Origin of the sequence: Pseudomonas sp. YuFO20 (assembly GCF_035064975.1) — a bacterium.
GTDB classification, from domain to species: Bacteria; Pseudomonadota; Gammaproteobacteria; order Pseudomonadales; family Pseudomonadaceae; genus Aquipseudomonas; species Aquipseudomonas putida_AE.
Genome location: NZ_JAXDEO010000117.1, coordinates 1 through 6,085 on the forward strand (window position 1 = coordinate 1; position 6,085 = coordinate 6,085).

At 56.2% G+C, this 6,085-nt stretch carries 8 protein-coding genes; 3 read left to right on the forward strand and 5 right to left on the reverse strand.

Annotated elements, in window-relative coordinates; translation table 11 throughout:
• On the reverse strand, nucleotides 1-689 hold a 689-nt coding region (locus SOP85_RS30485; RefSeq protein WP_323629342.1), incomplete at its 3' end, for a carbon starvation CstA family protein.
• Between the two features lie 342 nt (nucleotides 690-1,031).
• Between SOP85_RS30485 and SOP85_RS30490 the strand changes: the two genes are divergently transcribed.
• The 3 genes from SOP85_RS30490 (at nucleotide 1,032) to SOP85_RS30500 (ending at nucleotide 3,629) form a co-directional block, all read left to right on the forward strand.
• Nucleotides 1,032-2,402 (forward strand): cache domain-containing protein, encoded by a 1,371-nt coding sequence (locus SOP85_RS30490; RefSeq protein ID WP_046820283.1) that lies wholly within the window; start codon nucleotides 1,032-1,034, stop codon nucleotides 2,400-2,402.
• Nucleotides 2,403-2,409: 7 nt separating this feature from the next.
• Nucleotides 2,410-3,042: a response regulator gene (locus tag SOP85_RS30495; protein WP_046820284.1), complete on the forward strand. Its 633-nt coding sequence runs from the start codon at nucleotides 2,410-2,412 to the stop codon at nucleotides 3,040-3,042.
• A 224-nt stretch (nucleotides 3,043-3,266) separates the two neighbouring features.
• On the forward strand, nucleotides 3,267-3,629 hold the full coding sequence (locus SOP85_RS30500) for a hypothetical protein (protein WP_151141247.1): 363 nt from the start codon (nucleotides 3,267-3,269) through the stop codon (nucleotides 3,627-3,629).
• Between the two features lie 95 nt (nucleotides 3,630-3,724).
• On the opposite strand, the gene SOP85_RS30505 is transcribed toward SOP85_RS30500, so the two are convergent.
• The 4 genes from SOP85_RS30505 to SOP85_RS30520 form a co-directional block, all read right to left on the reverse strand.
• On the reverse strand, nucleotides 3,725-3,940 hold the full coding sequence (locus tag SOP85_RS30505; protein WP_274078135.1) for a TOBE domain-containing protein: 216 nt from the start codon (nucleotides 3,938-3,940) through the stop codon (nucleotides 3,725-3,727).
• A 126-nt stretch (nucleotides 3,941-4,066) separates the two neighbouring features.
• Nucleotides 4,067-4,258: a hypothetical protein gene (locus SOP85_RS30510; protein ID WP_274078134.1), complete on the reverse strand. Its 192-nt coding sequence runs from the start codon at nucleotides 4,256-4,258 to the stop codon at nucleotides 4,067-4,069.
• Between the two features lie 115 nt (nucleotides 4,259-4,373).
• On the reverse strand, nucleotides 4,374-4,913 hold the full coding sequence (locus tag SOP85_RS30515) for an imm11 family protein (RefSeq protein WP_274078133.1): 540 nt from the start codon (nucleotides 4,911-4,913) through the stop codon (nucleotides 4,374-4,376).
• Between the two features lie 3 nt (nucleotides 4,914-4,916).
• Nucleotides 4,917-6,085: RHS repeat-associated core domain-containing protein (locus SOP85_RS30520; protein ID WP_323629343.1), on the reverse strand; the 1,169-nt coding region annotated here is incomplete at its 5' end.

Sequence of the window (6,085 nt, forward strand, 5' to 3'; positions counted from 1 at the left end):
AGCAGCAAGAGCACGCCGATCACCGAGATCTCACCGATGCGGCCCGGGCGGATGTAGCGCATGTAGATGCCCATGAACATCGCGATCGGGATGGTCGCCATCACCGTGAAGATCCCCCACGGGCTCTCGGCCAGGGCCTTGACCACGATCAGCGCCAGCACCGCGAGGATGATGATCATGATCAGGAAGCAGCCGAACAGCGCGATGGTGCCGGGGATGCGGCCCATTTCTTCGCGGACCATGTCGCCCAGCGAACGGCCGTTGCGGCGGGTGGACATGAACAGGACCATGAAGTCCTGCACGGCACCGGCCAGCACCACGCCGGCAATCAGCCACAGCGTGCCGGGCAGATAGCCCATCTGCGCCGCCAGGACCGGACCGACCAGCGGCCCCGCGCCGGCGATGGCCGCGAAGTGGTGACCGAAGAGTACGTGCTTGTTGGTCGGCACGTAGTCCAGACCGTCATTGTTGAGTACAGCGGGAGTGGCACGATTGGGGTCCAGCTGCATCACTTTGTTGGCGATGAACAGGCTGTAGTAGCGGTAGGCAACGAGGTAGATGGCGACGGCTGCGACGACGATCCACAGGGCGTTGATCGCTTCGCCGCGGCGCAGGGCCACGACACTCAGCGCAATCGCTCCCAGGACAGCCACGGCAAACCAGGCGAGGTGTTTAGCCAGACGGGGCATAGGGGGTCTCCTGCCGACAGCTCGTGACTGCGGCGGTAATTTTTATAATTGTGTCCGCTGAGCGGAGCTGGCCCAATATCCGCGCATGGCGTCCACAAATAAATCCGCGTTACTACGTACACACCACCTACGTAGTTCTACGTAGACTCCAAAAATCTGCCGGCTGAAACGCAAACCCCCTGTAGGAGCTGCCGAAGGCTGCGATCTTTTGATTTTGATTTTTCAAGATCAAAAGATCGCAGCCTTCGGCAGCTCCTACAAAGAGCATTCCGTCCAGCAACGCTACAGGCCAAGCGTATCTTTGGCATATGATCCCCACCCCTCGCGCGGGCAGGAGTGAACATGCAGCTCAAACACAAGATCGTCGCCCTCGGCATTCTGCCGCTGGTGCTGGCCATTGCCGTCATCTGCGCCCTGGTGATTTCGCTCAACCGCCAATTGGGTGATCAACAGGCGCAGCTGATCGAAGACAGCATCCTGATGAGCAAGCGCGCGGAACTGAAAAACTACGTCGAAATGGCGAAAAGCCTGATCGAGCCGCTGTACGACAACGGCCAGGGCGATCAGCGCGCCCAGCAACAGGTGCTCGAAGAACTGCGCAAGCTCAGCTTCGGCATCAACGGCTATTTCTTCGTCTACGATCATGAAGGCCGCAGCCTGATGCACGCACGCCAGTCGGAACTGGTGGGCCAATACCTGTGGGACATGAAGGACCCCCACGGCCTGCCGGTGATCCAGGCGCTGCTCAAGAGTGCGCAATCGGGCGAAGGCTTCCAGCGCTACGCCTGGAACAAGCCCTCCTCCGGCCAGGTCACCGACAAGCTCGCCTACGTAGTGATGCTCGATCGCTGGGGTTGGATGCTCGGCACCGGCATCTACCTCGAAGACGTCGAGCGCGCCACCCAGCAGGCCCGTGCCGAAGTGGCCCAGGGCATCCGCAAGACCATGATGGCGATTGCCGTGGTGGCGCTGGTGGCGGTGCTGTTCGTGTTCGCCACCGGCATGACCCTCAACGTCAGCGAGCATCGCCTGGCCGACAAGAAACTGCAGCGCCTGACCCAGCGCATCGTCAGCCTGCAGGAGGAAGAGCGCTCGCGGGTTTCCCGTGAACTGCACGACGGCATCAGCCAGGTGCTGGTCTCGATCAAGTTCCAGTTCGAACTGGCCAGCCACTTGCTGGAAAACGGACAAAACCACGACAAAGGCTTGAACACGTTGAAAGACGCCACCGAGCGCCTGGGCGAAGCCATCGGCGAAGTGCGCAGTCTCTCCCATGATCTGCGCTCATCCTTGCTCGATACCCTTGGCCTGCCAGCCGCCATCGGCCAACTGGCTGCGGAATTCCAGCAGCGCAGCGGCTTGACCGTGACCTATGACGAAAACGAATTCGACTGCCAACTGGTCGACGGCGCCGCTGTTGCGCTGTTCCGCATCGTCCAGGAAGGCCTGACCAACATCGAACGTCACGCCCAGGCGAAAAACGTGTCCATCAGCCTGCGCGGTTGTGAACAGTCCGTGCGGCTGACGCTGGTCGATGACGGAATGGGGTTCAATGTTGCCCAGGTCGAACGTCGCCAGGCCGGCATTGGCTTGCGTAACATCCGCGAACGCGTCGAACATTTTGGCGGGCGTTTCGATCTGATCTCGATGCCAGGCAGAAGCGAGCTGGACGTACGGCTGCCGATGAAACCTGGCGCAAAACTACAAGAGTGAACCTTGCATGAACCTGCCCTCCCCGATCCGTGTCGCCCTGGTCGACGATCACTCCCTGGTCCGCGACGGCATCAAGGCGCTACTGGCCGTGATGTCGCCCCTGGAAATGGTCGGCGAAGCGGAAAACGGCGCCGAGGCCATCGAGATGGTCGGGCGCTGCCAGCCCGACCTGCTGCTGGTCGACATCAGCCTGCCGGACATGAACGGCCTGGAACTGACCCGCGTGCTGCGCAGCCAGTACCCGTCGCTCAAGGTGCTGGTGCTGAGCATGTACGACAATTACGAATACGTCAGTGAATCGGTGCGCTCCGGCGCCAGCGGCTACGTGCTGAAGAATGCCCCGTCCCGGGAAATCATCGCCGCCATCGAAGCCATCTCCAGCGGCGGCACCTTCTACAGCGCCGACATCGCCCAGCGGCTGATCGCCGACAGAAACACCGACAACGAACTCACACCGCGGGAAAGCCAGGTGCTGGCGAAAATGGCCCAGGGCCTGAACAACAAGGAAATGGCCCGGGAACTGGACATCAGCGTGCGCACCGTAGAAACCCATCGCCTGAGCATTCGGCGCAAGCTAAACATCGACAAGCCGGCGGCGCTGGTCAAGTACGCCCTTGATCACGGACTGATTTCCCGCTAACGCCACGAACCCTGTGGGAGCGGGCTTGCTCGCGAATGCGGTGTGTCAATCAATGATGATGGTGACTGGCACACCGCTTTCGCGAGCAAGCCCGCTCCCACAAGGATCACCAAATCCTCCATTGACTACGTCAATAGTCACCATTAACTCAATGAAGTTCTCTTAAAAACTGTGCGGCGTAACATCAGCTCCATACCAACCAACAACACCCGGAGCACACGATCATGAAACGCCAAACCCTCCTCAGCATCGCTTTCTCGGTTTTTGCAGTTAACGCTTTTGCCGCTACCTCTGTTCAACCTGTTGTGGCTGAAGGTGGCTCGGATCGTCTGATTGAAAGCCGTGTGGCTGAGGGTGGTTCTGACCGCCTGATCGAAAATCGTGTGGCTGCCGATGGTTCGGACCGTCTGCAAGGCAACACCGTTGCCGCCGATGGTTCCGACCGCCTGCAGGGCAACACCGTCGCCGCCGACGGCTCTGATCGCCTGCAAGGCAACACCGTCGCCGCCGACGGCTCTGATCGCCTGCAGGGCAACACCGTCGCCGCCGATGGTTCGGATCGTCTGCAAGGCAATACCGTCGCCTGACCCCATCGCTGCACCGCAGTACCCAACAAAAAGCCCGGCCTGATCAGCCGGGCTTTTTGTACCTGTGATAATTAGTCAGGCGTTGAACCTCGGATTCAGAGTTTGGCAATCGAGACTTCAGTGGATTTCACGAAGGCAATCACTTCGCTCCCAACCTTCAGTTCAAGGTCGCGCACCGAGCGGGTGGTAATCACCGAGGTGACAATGCCGGATGCCGTTTGCACGTCGATTTCGGACACCACTTCGCCTTCCAGAATTTCCTTGATGATGCCCTTGAACTGGTTGCGGACGTTGATCGCTTTGATGGTCATGTTGAGGCTTCCTGTCTGATGTCGACCCTTGCGGATGAAGGGGCAGGCCTCAAAGGTGCACTGCCTGCCACAACAACAAAAGGAATAAATAATTATCTATTTATATCATTTAGGAATATGAATTCCTCAGGCCAGACTTGGCGCCGTCTCATCGTTGCTGGCGCGATCAACATCCAGCAATACATCCAGAGTGGTGAGGAACAGGTCATGGCTCATGATGCCGGTGCACACCGTTGATAGCATCGGATTCCCGGTCTCGTCCTTGATGGTGACTTTCTCACTCCAGGCATTCAAATCGACGGAAGTAAGAGTCGACACCGGAGCTTTACGCCCGTCAACCTGCAGCGAAAAAGAGCGAAAAAGGGGACAGATTTATTTAGGGAAAAACGAAAAACGGTCCAAAATAAATCTGTCCCCTTTTCCGCTTATTCACTCAACAACTCTGTGCAACCTCCTTAAAAGCGACCCCTCTCAGGCCCTGCGACTCTACAGCATCTTTGAACACTTGACTGACATATAGAACTTGCGGATTTTCAGGAATGCGAAAAATCTCACTCTTGTAATTCTCGGGAATATTTAACACCGCTTTGTAAACTACATACCCACCCTCCCCCTTATCATAATCGGATTGATCAACATCAAATGCATCTGATAGAACCTCGGCAACAAATACTGCGACATCCCCCGCACGCGGCCCGAGCAACTTAACCGTAGGAAAAACCTGCAAAAAACCAAGCGCCTCATATGCTTTTTCAGAGACAACCAAGATAGGCCTGAAAAATGTAAAAAAATCAGAAAGTGCCGGTTTGTTTTTATCATCACTATTATATACAACGCGATAACACTGGTTTTCAGACTCCAAAATTGCGTCACCATATGCAAGCTTTGTAGCGAACTCCTGCAGACTTTCCACTTGATCCGCATCGACCAATGTTTTATATTTGTCATTTTGCGTTATTGAATAAATTTTCATAAATCACCCAAATAATCCGGACCACTGAGCGTCCCGTGGACTCGTTAGTAATGTATTTCGGATTCTATCGATTGTCTTCAAAACCATCGGCTTGCCACCAGCCTTATCTGCACTAATTATAAGCTGGTTAACATTCTCAAAATAAGAATTTGGATGCTTACCATTATGCAGGATCCCTGGCACGCTCGAGTCAACGTTATTACGATTAGGCAAAAACACTCCGTTGATTGCATCATCCACATGAATATCATGCTTTGCCAGGACCGCTCTCGCAGGAGCTGCAAGCTTGGCAGTATCACCAACGATGTGATGAGCAGCGGAGTTTGCGGGGCGGGGAGTTCCACTTTTTGTCATATTGTTGCTTAGCGCTTTGGAGCAAAGCCCCAATGGATCGATCCAACCAATAGCGCTATTAGCATATTGATACAGATTGACTCCGCCAGCTAAACCAATCGGATCCTGCGCCACAAACCGCCCCACCTCCGGATCGTAATACCGAAACGTGTTGTAGTGCAGCCCCGTCTCATCGTCAAAATACTGCCCCTGAAACCGCAGATTCTGCTCGACTTCATTGACCGCCAGCTTTTCAACCGCCCCCCAAGCCTTGTACGTCGCCTGCCAGACAATGCTCCCGTGCGCGTCAGTCATCTCCAACGGCGTACCAATCTGATCAGTGTGGAAGTAGTAAAGCTTCCGCTCCTCACCTTCCGCCTGGTCGACACGCGCCAACGGCGCGTAACTCCCCGGCTCATAGAGATACAGACTGCTCTGCCCCGGTCGCTCTTCACGCAACATCCGCAGGCCTTGCCACAAAAAGTGCTTCTGCTCGGTCTTGCCGTTGACCTCTGAAACCTTACCAACCCGCCGCCCCAGGCTGTCATACCGATACGAACCGGTACTCTCCAGCCTGCCATTCACCAACGTCTCAGCCCGCACCAACCGATTTTCACAGTCATAAACAAACGTCTGCAGCGTGCCCATGCCGCTGCGTTTTTCAATCAGGTTGCCCCACGCATCGTAGGCATACTCCTGATCCCGCCATCGCTTCAGGCGGTTGTCCTTGACGTGGTCAAACTGGCTGGTGTTGAAGTTCAACCGGTTCGCCGCAGCGTCGTAGCGGAATTCTTCGCTGTCGATCAACTGGCCGGTGTCGCGGCTGTGCAACTGGCCGT

Bases quoted from the DNA above. Each gene is read 5' to 3' on its own strand.
- SOP85_RS30490 (WP_046820283.1), top strand. From the start codon at position 1,032: ATGCAGCTCAAACACAAGATCGTCGCCCTCGGCATTCTGCCGCTGGTG.
- SOP85_RS30495 (WP_046820284.1), top strand. From the start codon at position 2,410: ATGAACCTGCCCTCCCCGATCCGTGTCGCCCTGGTCGACGATCACTCC.
- SOP85_RS30500 (WP_151141247.1), top strand. From the start codon at position 3,267: ATGAAACGCCAAACCCTCCTCAGCATCGCTTTCTCGGTTTTTGCAGTT.
- SOP85_RS30505 (WP_274078135.1), bottom strand. From the start codon at position 3,940: ATGACCATCAAAGCGATCAACGTCCGCAACCAGTTCAAGGGCATCATC.
- SOP85_RS30515 (WP_274078133.1), bottom strand. From the start codon at position 4,913: ATGAAAATTTATTCAATAACGCAAAATGACAAATATAAAACATTGGTC.